The organism is Gordonia sp. SMJS1 (genome assembly GCF_029866425.1).
In the GTDB taxonomy this organism is placed as follows: domain Bacteria; phylum Actinomycetota; class Actinomycetes; order Mycobacteriales; family Mycobacteriaceae; genus Gordonia; species Gordonia hongkongensis.
On the sequence record NZ_CP123381.1, the window covers coordinates 792,341 to 806,735 of the forward strand.

Below are 14,395 nucleotides of genomic sequence, written 5' to 3' on the forward strand. Positions count from 1 at the left end.
GAGAGTCGTCCGCTCAGTCCCGGCCGATGAACAGGTACTCGCTCACGTCGCGGCGGGTCGCGGCCGCGTGGGTGCCGAAGCTGTACTTGTGGTCGATCGCGATGACCTCCACCGACGGCTTGACCTTCCCGAGCAGGTCGACGATGCGATCTTTGCCCGGCAACGCATTCGACGAGTACGACAGCACGATGGCGCCGGCGTCCTCGAAATGCTCGAACGTACGCAGCAGCGCGTCCTCGATCGTCCGCTTGTAGGCGAACGGCGTGAAGCGTTTCGGCAGCTTCTTGGTCTTGGTGTTCTCCATGATGCTCATCCCGCGCCAGTAGGCCGACAGGCCTTCGAGGAAGTGGTAGCGCTTGATGTAGTCGTTGTCGTCGGTCGGCGGGGCGTACGGAGGATCGAGGTACACGAGGTCTGGTGCCGCCCAGGGTAATTCGAGGTCGAAGATGTCGCCCTGCACGCTCCGGCTGTTGCGTCCGTTGCTGAACACGGTCGCGTTGTAGTCCGCGGCCGCCCGCAGGCGGAAGTGGTCGCGCAGCGACATCGTCAGGTCGCGACGACCGTCGGCGTAACGCGTCGAGTCGGTGAAGGTGAACACACCACGGGGTTGTTTGCGCGCGGCCGAGAGAACGAGGGCGGCGATCGCAAGGTCGCGCCGGTACCCGCGCAAGGCGTCGACGTGCGACCACGCCGAGTCCAGGAAGGCCCGGTCCTCGGTGGTGAAGTACAGGCCGTCGAACGTCCGTGAGATGTAATCGCGATCGTCGGCGGGGGGACCGCAGATGGCGTCGATCAGGTCCGGCTCGAGCCGGACACTCGAATTGGCCACCGACGCCCTGGTGATGATGTGCGGGAAGTTGAGGAAGTCGTTGCTGACGACCTCGAAGCCCTGCGCCTTCAGGAGATACGACACGACCCCGGAACCGGAGAACGCGTCGACCGCGGTGGACCCGCCGATCTCCGCGAAGGTGCGTTCGAGGTGGGGCAGCAGCCGGTATTTGGAGCCCATGTACCGGAGGCGGGGGAACCGTTGGGCGCGGGCCAGGATGTCGCTGGATCCGACGACGGCTCGGGACGTGCGTCCTGCCCGGGATGATTCTGGCCCACTCACACCGAAAAGAATGTCATGGACCCCTGACATCCGGGGACAACACTCGCCGTCGCCGGCGGCGTCACCGTGGCGACGCCCGCAACACCTAGACTCGGCCCATGGCATCGGTCTTCAGCATGATCATCAATGGCGATCTCCCCGGTCGATTCGTCTGGAAGGACGGCGAGGCGGTCGCGTTCCTCACGATCGAACCGGTCACGCCCGGTCACGTCCTGGTGGTTCCCCGCGCCGAGGTCGACCACTGGGAGCAGATGGACACCGCCGCGTTCGCCCATCTCAGCGCGGTCGCACAGAACGTGGGACGCGCGGTGAAGGACGCCTTCGACGCACCTCGGATGGGTCTGCTCATCGCCGGCCTCGAAGTCCCGCACGTGCACGTCCACGTGTTCCCGGCGCTCTCGATGCAGACCTTCGACCTCGCGAACGCGAACAAGAACGCACGTCCCGAGGACCTCGACGCCGCGGCCGAGAAGATCCGCGCGAGCCTGCGTTCACTCGGGTACGGCGAGTACGTCGCCGACTGACCCGACCGTCCGGCAAACCCACCACTTTTCGGCGAACCCACCCCTCGTCAGGGTGCTGGGTATGCCGAAAAGGGGTGGGTTTGCGTAGGGCTCACACCGTCCGGTGGATCAGCAGCGGTAGCACCGCGGTGGCGCCGGCCTCGCGGAGGGCGGCGGCGGCCAGGGTGATCGGCCAGCCCGAGCCGTTGGCGTCGACCACGAGCAGCACGGCGCGGCCCGCGACGTCGGGCGGGTCGCCGAGGTGGTCGCGCCAGTACGCGGCCTCGACCGCGCCGGTCGCGTCGGTGGGCGGATCGCCCATGCGCACGGGAAAGCTGTCGCCCTCGCGTTTCCCGACCTTCCGCAGGTGGTCGGCCAGGGTCTCGGCCAGGACGGTGCCGGTCAGACGGAGCGACACGATGACGTCGGCCCGGATGCCGGTGTCGCGCACCCACGCGGCCAGCGTCGCAACCGCGGCGTCGCCCAACTCGGCGAGTGCGCGCTCGTCGCCGTTGCGGGCCGCGGCCAGCACCTCGACCCACTCCGGGGCGTCGGCATGGGCCAGGACACGACCCGGCTCGGCCAGGAGATCGGCGGAAATTCTTCCGCGACGCCCGAATTCGCCACCGGGCCACATCTTGCGGGGGTCCAGGGTCTGGGCCTTGCGACGCAGCGTCGAGGTCACGGTGCGGACGATCTCGGCGTCGACCGAATCGGGGAGTCCTTCGCTGAGGGCGCCCCGGCAGACCGAGCAGCGTCCGCAGTCCGCGGCCTGCGGGTCGTCGAGGGATTCGGTCAGCAACCGCATGAGGCACGTGCGGCCCGCGATGTAGGCGCGCATGATGTCGGCCTCCCGACGGCGCACGGCGAGGATGCCGTCGTAGTGCTCGGCGTCGTAGGTCCAGGGCTTGCCGGTGACGACCCACCCGTCGGCGGTCCGGTCGGTGACGCCGTCGACCGCCAGTTGCTTCAGCATCAACTCGATACGCGTGCGCCGGAAGCGGGTGGCAGCCTCGAGCTGCACCACCGACTGCGGCTCCGCCGCGGATTCCAGGGCGGCGAGCAGGTCACGCATCTTGTCGGGATCGGGGATGGTCGCGGTCGCGAAATGGTCCCAGATCCGGTCGTCGGTCTGCGACGCGAGCAGCATGACGACGGCATCGTCGAGGGCGCGTCCGGCACGGCCGACCTGCTGGTAGTAGGAGACCGGCGACGGCGGGGACCCGACATGCACGACGAATCCGAGATCGGGTTTGTCGTAACCCATTCCGAGCGCCGACGTCGCGACGAGCGCCTTGACCTCGTTGCGCAGCAACGCGTCTTCGAGTTCGTGGCGGCGGTCGGCGTCGAGCTGACCGGTGTAGGCCGCCACCGCGACGGTGTCGCCATGGACAGCCCGGATCGCCTCGACCAGGCGGTCGGCGTCGGCGACGGTCAGCACGTAGACGATGCCCGACCCCGGCAGAGCCGGCAGCGACTGTGCGACCCACCCGTACCGCTGGACCGGGGAGAGGCCGTCGAGGACGTTGAGATGCAGGGACTTCCGCGCCAGCGGACCGCGGAGGACGAGTGTCGGCTCACCACCGGACCCGGCATCGAGCTGAGCGGCGACGTCGTCGGTGACGCGGGCATTGGCGGTGGCGGTGGTGGCCAGGACCGGCGTCGTCGGGTTGACGGTACGCAGCACGTCGGCGACGCGGCGGTAGTCCGGGCGGAAGTCGTGACCCCAGTCGGACACCGCATGTGCTTCGTCGATGACGAGCAGGCCGAGGTTGCCGGCCAAGACGTCGAGAACCCGGCGACCGAAGCCCGGATTGGCGAGCCGTTCCGGTGACACGAGCAGCACGTCGAGGTCGCCGGCGCGCAGCTGTGCCTCGATCATGGACCACTCGTCGACGTTGGACGAGTTGAGCGTCGCCGCCGACAACCCACCGCGAGCGGCGGCGGCGACCTGGTCGCGCATGAGGGACAGCAGCGGCGACACGATGAGCGTCGGCCCCCCGCCACCCGCCCGAATGATCGCGGTCGCCGACCAGTAGACCGCCGACTTGCCCCACCCCGTCGCCTGGACGACCAGTACGCGTGCGCCGCGCTCGGTGGGATCGGCGGGCCGGCCGGCCAGTGCGGTCACGGCCCGGAGCTGGTCGTCGCGCAGCGCGGCGCCCTCGCCGGCCAGGCTGGTGATGACGCGGTTGGCGGCGGTCAGCTGGTCCGGGGCGAGGGTTGCGGCCATGCGCCCCAATGTAGTGGCGCCCTCGGACACGCCGACGCGGTCCGTCCACACCGCGGCGTGTACCCGGCGAAGCGTTCACAGGAACCTGGCAGTTCACATGCAGGGTGACGCGAGGCTGGGAATCGAGAGTTGTCCGCATGATCCCAGAAGCACCGCCGGGCGCCCCGGCGCAGATGTACACCGTCGCCGACACCTCTACGCCGAATCCAGTACTCGACATCGTGGTCCCCGTCTACAACGAACAGGACGACATCGCCTCGTCGGTGCGACGCCTGGCCGACCACCTGCGCGCGCATGTGCCGTACGCGTCGCGGATCACCGTCGCCGACAATGCCAGCACCGACGAGACCCTCGAGATCGCCGTCGCACTGGCCGGTGAACTCGAGGGCGTTCGGGTCGTCCATCTCGAGCAGAAGGGCCGCGGACGCGCGCTGAGCGCGGTGTGGCAGCACAGTGACGCCGAGATCGTCGCGTACTGCGACGTCGACCTCTCGACCGACCTCAACGCCCTGATGCCGCTCATCGCCCCGCTGGTGTCGCGGCACTCCGACATCGCGATCGGGACGCGCCTCAACCGCTCCGCACGCGTGGTCCGAGGACCCAAGCGCGAGTTCATCTCCCGCTCGTACAACCTGATGCTGCGTACTGCGATGGGCGCCCGGTTCTCCGATGCGCAGTGCGGATTCAAGGCCATGCGCACCGACATCGCCCGCGAACTGCTGCCGTTCGTCGCCGACACCGGCTGGTTCTTCGACACCGAGCTCCTGGTCCTCGCCGAACAGATCGGTCTGCGCATCGCCGAGGTGCCGGTGGACTGGGTCGACGACCCCGACAGCACCGTCGACATCGTGCCGACCGCGATCGCGGATCTGAAAGGCTGTGCGCGCGTGGGCCTCGCACTCGCCATGGGCCGGTTGCCGATCGCCCAGCTGCGCGCCTCCATCGGCCGCGACCGGGCCGCGGGACCACAGCTCGACGGGGTGCCGACGGGCATGGTCGGGCAGCTCGCCCGCTTCTGCGTGGTGGGCGTGGCCTCGACGCTGGCCTACGCGGTCCTGTTCCTGGCGCTGCACTCGTTCTTGGGCGCCCAGGTCTCCAACGTGGTCGCGCTCGCGATCACCGCGGTCCTCAACACCGCCGCCAACCGGCGCTTCAGCTTCGGCATCCGCGGACGCGACAACGCCCTGCGTCACCAGCTCTTCGGCCTCGGCGTCTTCCTCTTCGGCTGGGTCGTCACCTCGGGTGCGCTGTTCGTTCTCCACACCGTCGCCCCCGACGCGACGAAACACATCGAACTGATGATCCTGGTGATCGCGAACCTGGTGGCGACGCTCACCCGGTTCGTCGGTCTCCGCTGGGTGTTCCGCAAGGCGCCCGCTCACCACACGGAGGTTGCCGCATGAGTACCACCCTCGTCTCCCCGTCGGGCTCGGTGGCGCCCGCGGACTCCTCAGAAGCAACGCGTTCACCGGCGAAAAGTGCCATCTGGGAACGTCTCTCGCTGGCGGTGCTGCTGATCGGCACCACGGTGGCCTACCTGTGGAATCTGTCGATCAACGGGTGGGCCAACTCCTTCTACTCGGCTGCGATCCAGGCCGGTTCCCAGTCGTGGAAGGCGTGGTTCTTCGGGTCGTCGGACATGGCGAACTCCATCACGGTCGACAAACCGCCTGCCTCGCTGTGGATTCCGGGGCTCAGCGCCCGGATCTTCGGGGTCAACCCGTGGTCGATCCTGGTGCCCGAGGCGCTGATGGGCGTCGCCTCGGTGGCGCTGCTCTACGTGATCACCCGGAAGTACTTCGGCCACTGGGCCGGCATCGTCGCGGGGGTGACCCTCGCGGTGACACCGGTCGCGGCGATGATGTTCCGCTTCGACAACCCCGAGGCGCTGCTCATCCTGCTGATGATCGCCGCGGTCTGGTCGATGATGAAGGGACTCGAGGACGGACGGTGGCGATGGCTGGTTCTGACCGGCGTGTTCGTCGGCTTCGGTTTCCTCACCAAGCAACTCCAGGTCATGCTGATCGTGCCGCCGCTGGCGGTCACCTACCTCGCCTTCGGGCCGCGTGGTTGGTTGCGCCGGATCGGACAACTGTTCGCCGCGCTCGGCGCGATGATCGTCAGCGCCGGCTGGTGGATTCTCGCCGTCGAGCTGTGGCCCGCGTCGTCGCGTCCGTACATCGGTGGCTCGCAGAACAACTCGATCCTCGAGTTGACCCTCGGCTACAACGGCCTGGGCCGGCTCAACGGCAACGAGACCGGCGCCGTCGTCCCCGGTGGTGGGGGAAACGCGATGGAGGGCATGGGCGGTGGACCGGGTGGCCCCGGAGGCGGGGGCGGCGCGTGGGGCGAGACCGGCTGGCTGCGGATGTTCGAACCCGCGCAGGGCGGTCAGATCGCCTGGCTCATCCCGACCGGCCTGATCCTCGCTGCCGTGGCACTCGTACTGATCGGCAGGGCCCGACGAACCGACCCGCGCCGTGCGTATCTGGTCGTCTGGGCGCTGTGGCTGCTGGTCACGATGGGTGTCTTCAGCTTCATGGCCGGGATCTTCCATCAGTACTACACGGCGGCACTGGCTCCCGCGGTCGCCGCGGTCGTCGCCGGCGGCGCGGCGGTGTGCTGGTCGCACCGGGACCGCCTGTGGGTGCGGATCGCGCTCGGGATCTCCGTCGCGGCCGCCGCGATCTGGGGCTTCGTCCTGCTCGATCGCACACCCGACTTCGTGCCGTGGCTGCGATACGCGGTCCTCGTCGTGGGACTCCTCGCCGCGGTGGCCATGGTCTTCACCCAGCGTCGGACCGTCGCGGCCGCAGCGCTCATCGGGGCCATCATGGCGGGCCTGGCCGGGCCGGTCGCCTACACCGTCGACACCATCGCGACCGAGAAGAGCGGATCCATCATCACCGCCGGACCGCGCGTCGAGGGCGAATTCGGTCCCGGTGGCGGTGGGCCGGGTGGACGAGGTGGCCCGGGTGGTCCCGGCGGACGGGGCATGCCCGGCATGCCACCGCAGGGATCGGGAGCACCCGGGCAGGGGATGCCCGGTATGGGTCAACAGGATGGGGGCGGTCGCGGTGGCGACGGAGCCGCCGGGGGACTGCTCCGTGGTTCGACGCCGTCGGCGGCGCTCGTGGACAGGCTCACCGCCGACGCCGACGAGTACACGTGGGTCGCAGCTGCCGTGGGCTCGATGTCGGCGTCGGGCTACCAGCTCGAGACCGGACACTCGGTGATGCCGATCGGCGGATTCAACGGCAGCGATCCGTCGCCGACCCTGGCCGAATTCCAGCAGCTCGTGGCCGCGAAGAAGATCCACTACTTCATCGGTGGCGGTTCTGGTCCCGGTATGGGGGGCGGCATGGGCGGCAACTCGTCGCAACCGTCGTCGCAGATCAGCACCTGGGTGCAGGAGAACTTCACCGCCGCAACCGTCGACGGCGTGACCCTGTACGACCTCACCCAGCCCACGAGCTGACCGGCGCCGACACCGTTTGGGCGGTCACGGGTACCGGCGTTTAGAGTCATGGACGTGCGCGTACTCGTGATCGGCTCGGGCGGCCGCGAACATGCCCTCCTCATCGGTCTGGCGAACGATCCGGCGGTCACCGACCTGCACGTCGCCCCGGGCAACGCCGGCACCTCGTCGATCGCCACGAACCATCCCGTCGACGCCGTCTCCGGCGACGCGGTCGTCGCGCTGGCACGCGAGATCGGCGCCGACCTCGTGGTCATCGGTCCCGAGGTGCCCCTGGTCCTCGGGGTCGCCGACGCCCTGCGCGCGGCCGGCATCGCGACCTTCGGTCCGAGTGCCGAGGCCGCGCAGATCGAGGGGTCGAAGGCCTTCGCGAAGGACGTCATGAAGGCCGCGGGGGTCACGACCGCCCACGCCGAGATCGTCGACAATCCCGCCCGGCTCGACGCCGCACTCGACCGGTTCGGCCCGACCTGGGTCGTCAAGGACGACGGTCTGGCCGCGGGCAAGGGCGTCGTCGTCACCGCGGACCGTGACGTCGCCCGCGATCACGCGGCCGAGTGCCTCGAGAGCGGCCACCCCGTCCTGCTGGAGAGCTTCCTCGACGGGCCGGAGGTGTCGCTGTTCTGCCTCGTCGACGGCGAGACCGTGGTGCCCCTGCTGCCCGCCCAGGACCACAAGCGCGTCGGGGACGACGACGCCGGACCGAACACCGGCGGGATGGGTGCCTACACGCCGTTGCCCTGGCTGCCCGCCGAGATGACCACGCGCATCGTCGACGAGGTCGTCAAACCCGTTGCCGCCGAGATGGTTCGACGCGGCATCCCGTTCTCCGGCCTGCTGTACGCCGGCCTGGCGATCGGGTCGGACGGGCCGGCCGTCGTCGAATTCAACTGTCGTTTCGGCGATCCGGAGACCCAGGCGGTGCTGGCCCTGCTCGAATCGCCGCTCGGGCAGGCGCTGCACGCGACCGCCACCGGCACCCTCGCCGACCTCCCGCCGCTGCAGTGGCGCGACGGGGCCGCGGTCACCGTCGTGGTCGCCGCGGAGAACTACCCCGGCAAGCCGCGCACCGGCGACCTCATCACCGGTGCCGACACCGACGGGGTGCTGCACGCCGGCACCGCGCGCAACGCCGACGGAGCCGTCGTCTCCTCGGGTGGGCGGGTGCTCGCGGTGGTGGGCACCGGCGCCGATCTCGCCGAAGCTCGCGAGCAGGCCTACGCGCGGATCGCGAACATCAAGCTCCCCGGTTCGCACTTCCGCCGCGACATCGGCCGCAACGCCCTCGAGGGCCGGATCAGCATCTGAGTCTCGCTCCCTCGTTCCCGTTCACCGAAATCGGTTGTGCGAGAACGGAATAGGGAATGACGGTCGACTCAGACCGCCAGGTTCCGCCCGAGGAACTCGACCTGCTCGGGCAGGACGCTGCGCCAGTAGCGATTGGTGTGACCACCCGCCGCGGTCCCGAACGCCGCCGGTGGCCGGAGTCCGGCGGCCCACTGCCGCGTGTAGGTGTAGAACTGGTCGCTCGAGCCGATGTTGATCAGCAGCGGGATCTTCGCGAACTTCGGCTGGGCCCCGAACAGCGAGTTCGCCTGGTAGTCGGCGAGGCCGTCGAAGGCGCGCGGCGGGAAGTTGCGCGGGTCGGCCCACATCGCGGGGGAGCTGACCGCGACCGCGGCGACACGCGGCGAACCCAGCATGGCCGCCAGGCGCAACGCGCCGTACCCGCCCATCGACCATCCGAACAGGCCGATGCGTTCGGTGGACAGGTCCAGGTCCGGATTGCTCGCGAGCATCGGCAGGAACTCGTCGAGGATCATCGCGCCCCCGTCGGCGCCGTCGGTGCGTCGGTGATAGTAGTTGCGCCCGATGTCGGCGGCGGCCAGCGCGAACGGCGCGTTCCCGGCGTCGACGTACTGCTGCATCACCGACTGCATCTCGAGCTTCGGCCCGAAGATCGACTTCTCGTTGGTGTTGAGCGCGTGCAGCACGACGACGACGGGCAGGGTGCCCGTCACCCCGTTGGGCCGGGCGACGGCCCAGCGCGTGTCACGCCCGGCCATGCGCGCCGAGCGGAAGCTGCCGGTGATCAGCGGTGGGCCGCCGGTGACCGGTGGCGGTGACGCCTCGACCGGTAGTTCATCGTCGGCCCGGCCCTCGAGCTTGCGGGGCTCCACGGACGTCGGCGGGGTCGACCCCGAGCACGCGGCGACCCCCAGGGCGGCGGCGCCGAGGCCGGCGGCCAGGACAGCACGACGCCCGACGATCGCACGGGCGTGTTCGTCGGGATTGCTCGGGAGGGGTGGCACTCGGGTCATCGAGTCAACAGGGTAATGGCCGACCCCCGTCCCGCCGCAACGGAATGGCTCCCGACGCGCACCGTTGTGAGGAATCTCCTCTCAGCTGTGCTGCCAGAAACCGGCGTGGACCTCGTGTGCGGCGTCGATCGCGAACGGACCGCGTACCACGATCGGCCGACTGCCCGCCTCGAAGATCCGTCGGCACGGCATCGCCAGCGTGGGATTGGCGGGATCGTCGCCGGTCATCTCCCGCAGGTCGTCCTCGCCGAGCGCGTAGACGACCGTCCCGACCCCGGCCCATTAGATCGCGCCGGCGCACATGGCGCACGGCTCGGTGCTGGTGTACAGCGTCAGCTCGGCGCGCGTGTCGAGATCGAGGTGCCCGACCGCGCGGACGACGTTCGTCTCGGCATGCCCGGTCGGGTCACCCGCGGTGTCCACGGAATTCATCGCTTCGGCGACCACGCTGCCGTCCGGCGCCACCAGCAGTGAGCCGAACGGGTGGTCGCCGCGCGTCCGGGCCCGGGCGGCGAGGTCGATCGCCTGCCGGAGATGGGTGATGTCTGGGTCCTCGTGACTGTCGGGGGACATGTCCCGATCGTCGCACGGTTCCGCACGCCGGCGTGGGGCGAACGGCGAGTGTCTCAGGCCTGCCCGACGAGTTCACAGCTGAAGTCGACGGGCCGCGCGCGCCGGTCGAACTCGACGTGCGCCACCGACTCGCCGTCGGTGACGTCGCAGATCGGCGACCGGCCGCCGTCGGAGCCGGTGCGCCAGCTGATGTGCCAGCCGCGGCGGGCGGCCATCCCGTGGATCGCCACCCGATGATCGTTGACCGCAAGTGATCTCATCACCGTCGGCATCGTGGTGGCGAAGTCGGCGAAGGTCGGTTCGGGCAGCGCGACGTCGTCGAGGAGGTACACCGCGAGATCCCCGTCGTCGTGCTGTGCCGTCCAGTACGGACTGATCCCGGTGCTCTCGACCGCGGCCGCGGCCACGATGTCGATCGCCTCTGTCCGGTAGTCGGCGATCTGGTCGCGAGACAGGCTGGGCGGCAACGACACCCGGGGAACGGCGAAATCATCGACGCCGAATCGGGCGCCGACGTCGCGCAGCGCGGCGGCTGGACCCGCCGGTTCGCCGCGGGGATGGGCCCACCCCCACACGATCGCGTCCGATTCGATGACCGCGATCAGGGTGGCACGTGAACGGACACAGTCGCGCTGCCCGTCCGGGTCGGACGAGACTGTCGAGGTGAAGACGACGGACCGCTCCGCCGGGTCGCAGCGCGACTCGAAGCTACCGAGCCGTTCGCGCAGGAAGTCGGCGAACGCGACCTGCCGCAGACAGGTGTAGAGCGCCGCGTAATCGGCGACAGCATGGAGGCCGTCGAACTGCATGAGGTCACGGTAACCGCGGGTGTGGTCGTCGTACCCCTCTGTCCGACGTCCGACTGACGGTCGACCGCCGTCGGGCATTCCGCCGAGGTCAGCGGGCTTATACGGGAATCCGCCTGGGCGTGTATCGCTTTGGTGAAAGCGATACGACGGTACCGGCCCTTTGGCAGCATTGACTCCCATGATGACCTCGGCGGCGACACCGAAGGGTGCGCGGCGGCGGTCTCGACTGATCGAGGCTGCCGGCGAGTTGCTGCTCGAAGGAGGCTTCGATGCAGTGCGTCATCGCGCGGTGGCCGAGCGCGCGCAACTACCGCTGGCGTCGACCACCTATTACTTCGGTTCCCTCGACGACCTGATGGCCGAGGCCGCCGCCAATCTGTGCGCGCACGACGAGACCGCAGTCGCCGCCCGCTGCAACGCCCTTCCGCGCCGGCACCGGGGCAGCACGGCGACGGCGGGTGCCCTCGCCGACGTCTTCGTCGGCTCCGACACCACCCTCCAGCAGCTGTCCGCGCGGTACGAGATGATCGCGCTCGCGGCGCGGTATCCGCTTCTGCGCGAGGTCGTCGCGAGTCGGGGACAATCGCTGGCGTTCCACCACTGCGAGGTCCTGGTGAAGTCGCACCGGGTCGCCGATCCGGCGCACATTGCGCAACTGATCGGCATCGAGGACGGAGCCATCGTGGGAGCGTTGTCCCAGACGGCGGTGCGACCGGTCGACGCGGTGCGCGACGCGCTGCTCGACGTCGTCGACGTCCTCGCCCCGCGGGAGTGACCGGACGGAGCGCCCGGGCCGAACCTCGCGAACTCACCGCGCGGTGGACGCGGCGATGACACGATGGGGCGTCAGGTCACCGACGGGGAAGGGGATCGCGTGTCAGCGAGACGATGGATGGTGGGAGTCGGGGCCGCGCTCGGCGCGGCGGTCATGGGGGCCACGGCGTTCGTCGCCCCGACGGCGCAGGCGGCGCCGGCCGGGCGGGTCGATGCGTCGATCCCGTTCTCCTCGGCGGTCTACGGCACCGGCTGCACCTATCCGCTGACCGTGGCGGTCAACTCGTCCGGCTGGGTCGAGTTCTTCGAGGTCAAGGCGGGTCTGCCGCCGCGTTTCGTCGGCCGCGACCTGCCTCAGGGGGCTCTCGCCTCGACCACGTGGGTCCCACACCGGACCGGTGACAAGTATCTGTATGCCGTGCAGAACGGGAAGGTGTCGGCGCCGACGTTCGTCCGCGTGCGACAGGGTTACGGGTCCAATGGAGCGTGCATCGCATTCTGACCGCGCGTGCGCGGCCCTCTCCGGGTTTTGAGGATCGCGACGGCCGCGACCTACACTGACCGGGTGTCGAAGCCCGTCATCGCCAACGTCCTGGCCAGCCGCTATGCCTCCGCCGATCTCGCCGAACTGTGGTCGGCGAGCACCAAGATCGAGCTCGAACGGCGACTGTGGATCGCGGTCCTCAAGGCGCAGCGCGACCTCGGCATCGATGTACCGGCCGACGCCATCGCCGACTACGAACGCGTCGTCGACCAGGTCGATCTCGCATCCATCGCGGAGCGTGAACGGGTCACCCGCCACGATGTGAAGGCCCGGATCGAGGAGTTCAACGCCCTGGCCGGCCACGAGCAGATCCACAAGGGCATGACCAGCCGCGACCTCACCGAGAACGTCGAGCAGCTGCAGATCCTGCGTTCGCTCGAACACGTCCACGCCCACGGGGTGGCCGTGCTCGCGCGCATCGTCGCGCGCGCCGCCGACTACTCGTCGACGGTGATGGCCGGACGCAGTCACAACGTCGCCGCCCAGGCCACCACGCTCGGCAAGCGGTTCGCCTCGGCGGCCGACGAGCTGATGATCGCGCTCACCCGGTTGCGCGAACTCATCGACCGCTACCCGCTGCGCGGGATCAAGGGGCCGATGGGCACCTCGCAGGACATGCTCGACCTCCTCGGTGGCGACGCGGTGAAGCTCGCCGACCTCGAGGGCCGGGTCGCCGACCACCTCGGGTTCGCCCGCTCGTTCACCTCGGTCGGCCAGATCTATCCGCGGTCGCTCGACCACGACGTGGTGTCGGCACTCGTGCAGCTGGCGGCCGCGCCGTCGTCGCTGGCCCACACCATCCGGCTGATGGCGGGCCACGAGCTGGTCACCGAGGGCTTCCAGCCCGGTCAGGTCGGCAGCTCGGCGATGCCGCACAAGATGAACACCCGCAGCTGCGAACGCGTCAACGGGCTCGCGGTCGTACTCCGCGGATACGGCTCGATGGCCGCCGAACTGGCGGGCGCGCAGTGGAACGAGGGCGACGTCTTCTGCTCGGTCGTCCGTCGCGTGGCCCTGCCCGACGCGTTCTTCGCGATCGACGGACTGATGGAGACCTTCTTGACCGTGCTCGACGAGTTCGGCGCCTACCCGGCGGTGATCGCCAACGAGCTCGACCGTTATCTGCCGTTCCTCGCGACCACCAAGGTCCTGATGGCCGCGGTGCGCGCCGGCGTCGGGCGGGAGACCGCGCACGAGGCGATCAAGGAGAACGCGGTCGCGGTCGCGCTCGCCATGCGGGAGGAGGGACGCGAACCCGACCTCCTCGACCGGCTCGCCGCCGACGACCGTATCCCGCTCGACCGCGCGCAGCTCGACGCGTTGCTGGCCGACAAGACGGCCTTCGTCGGTGCCGCCGAACAGCAGGTCGCCGACGTCATCGCGGCCGCGGAGAAGATCATCGGGCAGTACCCCGACGCCGCGGGCTACTCGCCGGCGCCGATCCTGTAGCTCTCCGCCACCTCACTCCGGCTCGCTGACGTCGGAGTGCCTGCTACCCCTGCTCCCTGAGGAGCGCGACCCCGTCTGCTCCCTGAGGTGCGAGCGAAGCGAGCCACGAAGGGCTCCGCAACGTGTCTCACCAGGCCCTTCGTGGCTCGTCGCTATCGCTCCTCACACCTCAGGGAGCAATGGGGTCGCTCCTTTCGGATTAGGGAGCAGAAGGTCGGCTCTGTCACTCGGGGGTCGAGACGTCGGAGTGGCCGAGGTTCCAGTCCGGGAGCGCGGTGTCGCGCACGCGACGCTTGAGTTCGGGAGCACCGGGGAAGCCGCCGTCGCGCTTGCGTTCCCAGATCTGGGTGCCGTCGACGTCGATGACGAACACCCCGCCCGTGCCGGGGACGAGGGTCACCGAGCCGATCTCGGTGCCGAAGGTGTTCAGCAGTTCCGAGGCCATCCACGACGCCCGCAGCAGCCAGTTGCACTGCGTGCAGTAGGTGATGGTGATGTGCGGCTCGCTCATCGATCCAGGATCGCAGACCCCGGGGCCCACGGCTGGACGGGTGGTCCCTGCCGCCCCGCGGGGTCACCTCACCCTCTAGGGTCGAGTCC

General features: G+C 69.6%; 14 protein-coding genes. 7 read left to right on the forward strand and 7 right to left on the reverse strand.

What is annotated here, in order from left to right; genetic code table 11:
* Positions 1-13 precede the first annotated feature (13 nt).
* Complete coding sequence (locus QAD21_RS03710; RefSeq protein WP_247452050.1) at positions 14-1,009, reverse strand: DNA adenine methylase; 996 nt, start codon at positions 1,007-1,009, stop codon at positions 14-16.
* Positions 1,010-1,209: 200 nt separating this feature from the next.
* Between QAD21_RS03710 and QAD21_RS03715 the strand changes: the two genes are divergently transcribed.
* Positions 1,210-1,635, forward strand: coding sequence for an HIT family protein (locus QAD21_RS03715; protein WP_004020640.1), 426 nt, complete (start codon positions 1,210-1,212; stop codon positions 1,633-1,635).
* A gap of 91 nt (positions 1,636-1,726) precedes the next feature.
* Here QAD21_RS03715 and QAD21_RS03720 read toward each other — a convergent pair whose 3' ends face one another.
* On the reverse strand, positions 1,727-3,847 hold the full coding sequence (locus QAD21_RS03720) for a DEAD/DEAH box helicase (protein WP_280360542.1): 2,121 nt from the start codon (positions 3,845-3,847) through the stop codon (positions 1,727-1,729).
* A gap of 137 nt (positions 3,848-3,984) precedes the next feature.
* Here QAD21_RS03720 and QAD21_RS03725 point away from each other — a divergent pair, with 137 nt between their 5' ends.
* The 3 genes from QAD21_RS03725 to purD are packed head-to-tail and all read left to right on the forward strand — an operon-like array spanning position 3,985 to position 8,633.
* Positions 3,985-5,250: a bifunctional glycosyltransferase family 2/GtrA family protein gene (locus tag QAD21_RS03725; protein ID WP_159370074.1), complete on the forward strand. Its 1,266-nt coding sequence runs from the start codon at positions 3,985-3,987 to the stop codon at positions 5,248-5,250.
* Positions 5,247-7,325 (forward strand): glycosyltransferase family 39 protein, encoded by a 2,079-nt coding sequence (locus QAD21_RS03730; protein WP_280360543.1) that lies wholly within the window; start codon positions 5,247-5,249, stop codon positions 7,323-7,325. The genes QAD21_RS03725 and QAD21_RS03730 overlap by 4 nt, the downstream gene beginning before the upstream one ends.
* Positions 7,326-7,379: 54 nt before the next feature.
* On the forward strand, positions 7,380-8,633 hold the full coding sequence (gene purD / locus QAD21_RS03735) for a phosphoribosylamine--glycine ligase (protein ID WP_175401151.1): 1,254 nt from the start codon (positions 7,380-7,382) through the stop codon (positions 8,631-8,633).
* A 68-nt stretch (positions 8,634-8,701) separates the two neighbouring features.
* On the opposite strand, the gene QAD21_RS03740 is transcribed toward purD, so the two are convergent.
* From QAD21_RS03740 to QAD21_RS03755, 4 genes are all read right to left on the reverse strand, one after another.
* The gene (locus tag QAD21_RS03740; RefSeq protein WP_280360544.1) at positions 8,702-9,646 is read right to left on the reverse strand and encodes an alpha/beta hydrolase-fold protein; all 945 of its coding nucleotides are present in this window, start codon (positions 9,644-9,646) and stop codon (positions 8,702-8,704) included.
* 81 nt (positions 9,647-9,727) lie between these two features.
* Positions 9,728-9,874: a hypothetical protein gene (locus QAD21_RS03745; RefSeq protein WP_280360545.1), complete on the reverse strand. Its 147-nt coding sequence runs from the start codon at positions 9,872-9,874 to the stop codon at positions 9,728-9,730.
* 54 nt (positions 9,875-9,928) lie between these two features.
* Positions 9,929-10,219 (reverse strand): nucleoside deaminase, encoded by a 291-nt coding sequence (locus tag QAD21_RS03750; RefSeq protein ID WP_280360546.1) that lies wholly within the window; start codon positions 10,217-10,219, stop codon positions 9,929-9,931.
* Between the two features lie 53 nt (positions 10,220-10,272).
* Positions 10,273-11,028 carry a DUF6882 domain-containing protein gene (locus QAD21_RS03755; protein ID WP_280360547.1) on the reverse strand — a complete coding sequence of 252 codons (756 nt, stop codon included), beginning with the start codon at positions 11,026-11,028 and terminating at the stop codon, positions 10,273-10,275.
* 181 nt (positions 11,029-11,209) lie between these two features.
* On the opposite strand from QAD21_RS03755, the gene QAD21_RS03760 reads away from it, so the two are divergent.
* The 3 genes from QAD21_RS03760 (at position 11,210) to purB (ending at position 13,795) form a co-directional block, all read left to right on the forward strand.
* Complete coding sequence (locus QAD21_RS03760; RefSeq protein ID WP_171011670.1) at positions 11,210-11,803, forward strand: TetR family transcriptional regulator; 594 nt, start codon at positions 11,210-11,212, stop codon at positions 11,801-11,803.
* 99 nt (positions 11,804-11,902) lie between these two features.
* On the forward strand, positions 11,903-12,304 hold the full coding sequence (locus tag QAD21_RS03765; protein WP_065631490.1) for a hypothetical protein: 402 nt from the start codon (positions 11,903-11,905) through the stop codon (positions 12,302-12,304).
* Between the two features lie 63 nt (positions 12,305-12,367).
* Positions 12,368-13,795 (forward strand): adenylosuccinate lyase, encoded by a 1,428-nt coding sequence (purB, locus tag QAD21_RS03770; RefSeq protein WP_058251227.1) that lies wholly within the window; start codon positions 12,368-12,370, stop codon positions 13,793-13,795.
* Between the two features lie 223 nt (positions 13,796-14,018).
* Here the strand turns inward: purB and QAD21_RS03775 are convergent, their stop codons facing one another.
* On the reverse strand, positions 14,019-14,306 hold the full coding sequence (locus QAD21_RS03775; protein ID WP_058251226.1) for a SelT/SelW/SelH family protein: 288 nt from the start codon (positions 14,304-14,306) through the stop codon (positions 14,019-14,021).
* Positions 14,307-14,395: the final 89 nt, after the last annotated feature.

What these genes read in the sequence shown, in the direction of transcription:
- QAD21_RS03710 (WP_247452050.1), bottom strand. Translation starts at nt 1,009, where the DNA reads ATGGGCTCCAAATACCGGCTGCTGCCCCACCTCGAACGCACCTTCGCG.
- QAD21_RS03715 (WP_004020640.1), top strand. Translation starts at nt 1,210, where the DNA reads ATGGCATCGGTCTTCAGCATGATCATCAATGGCGATCTCCCCGGTCGA.
- QAD21_RS03720 (WP_280360542.1), bottom strand. Translation starts at nt 3,847, where the DNA reads ATGGCCGCAACCCTCGCCCCGGACCAGCTGACCGCCGCCAACCGCGTC.
- QAD21_RS03725 (WP_159370074.1), top strand. Translation starts at nt 3,985, where the DNA reads ATGATCCCAGAAGCACCGCCGGGCGCCCCGGCGCAGATGTACACCGTC.
- QAD21_RS03730 (WP_280360543.1), top strand. Translation starts at nt 5,247, where the DNA reads ATGAGTACCACCCTCGTCTCCCCGTCGGGCTCGGTGGCGCCCGCGGAC.
- QAD21_RS03740 (WP_280360544.1), bottom strand. Translation starts at nt 9,646, where the DNA reads ATGACCCGAGTGCCACCCCTCCCGAGCAATCCCGACGAACACGCCCGT.
- QAD21_RS03745 (WP_280360545.1), bottom strand. Translation starts at nt 9,874, where the DNA reads ATGACCGGCGACGATCCCGCCAATCCCACGCTGGCGATGCCGTGCCGA.
- QAD21_RS03750 (WP_280360546.1), bottom strand. Translation starts at nt 10,219, where the DNA reads ATGTCCCCCGACAGTCACGAGGACCCAGACATCACCCATCTCCGGCAG.
- QAD21_RS03755 (WP_280360547.1), bottom strand. Translation starts at nt 11,028, where the DNA reads ATGCAGTTCGACGGCCTCCATGCTGTCGCCGATTACGCGGCGCTCTAC.
- QAD21_RS03760 (WP_171011670.1), top strand. Translation starts at nt 11,210, where the DNA reads ATGACCTCGGCGGCGACACCGAAGGGTGCGCGGCGGCGGTCTCGACTG.
- QAD21_RS03775 (WP_058251226.1), bottom strand. Translation starts at nt 14,306, where the DNA reads ATGAGCGAGCCGCACATCACCATCACCTACTGCACGCAGTGCAACTGG.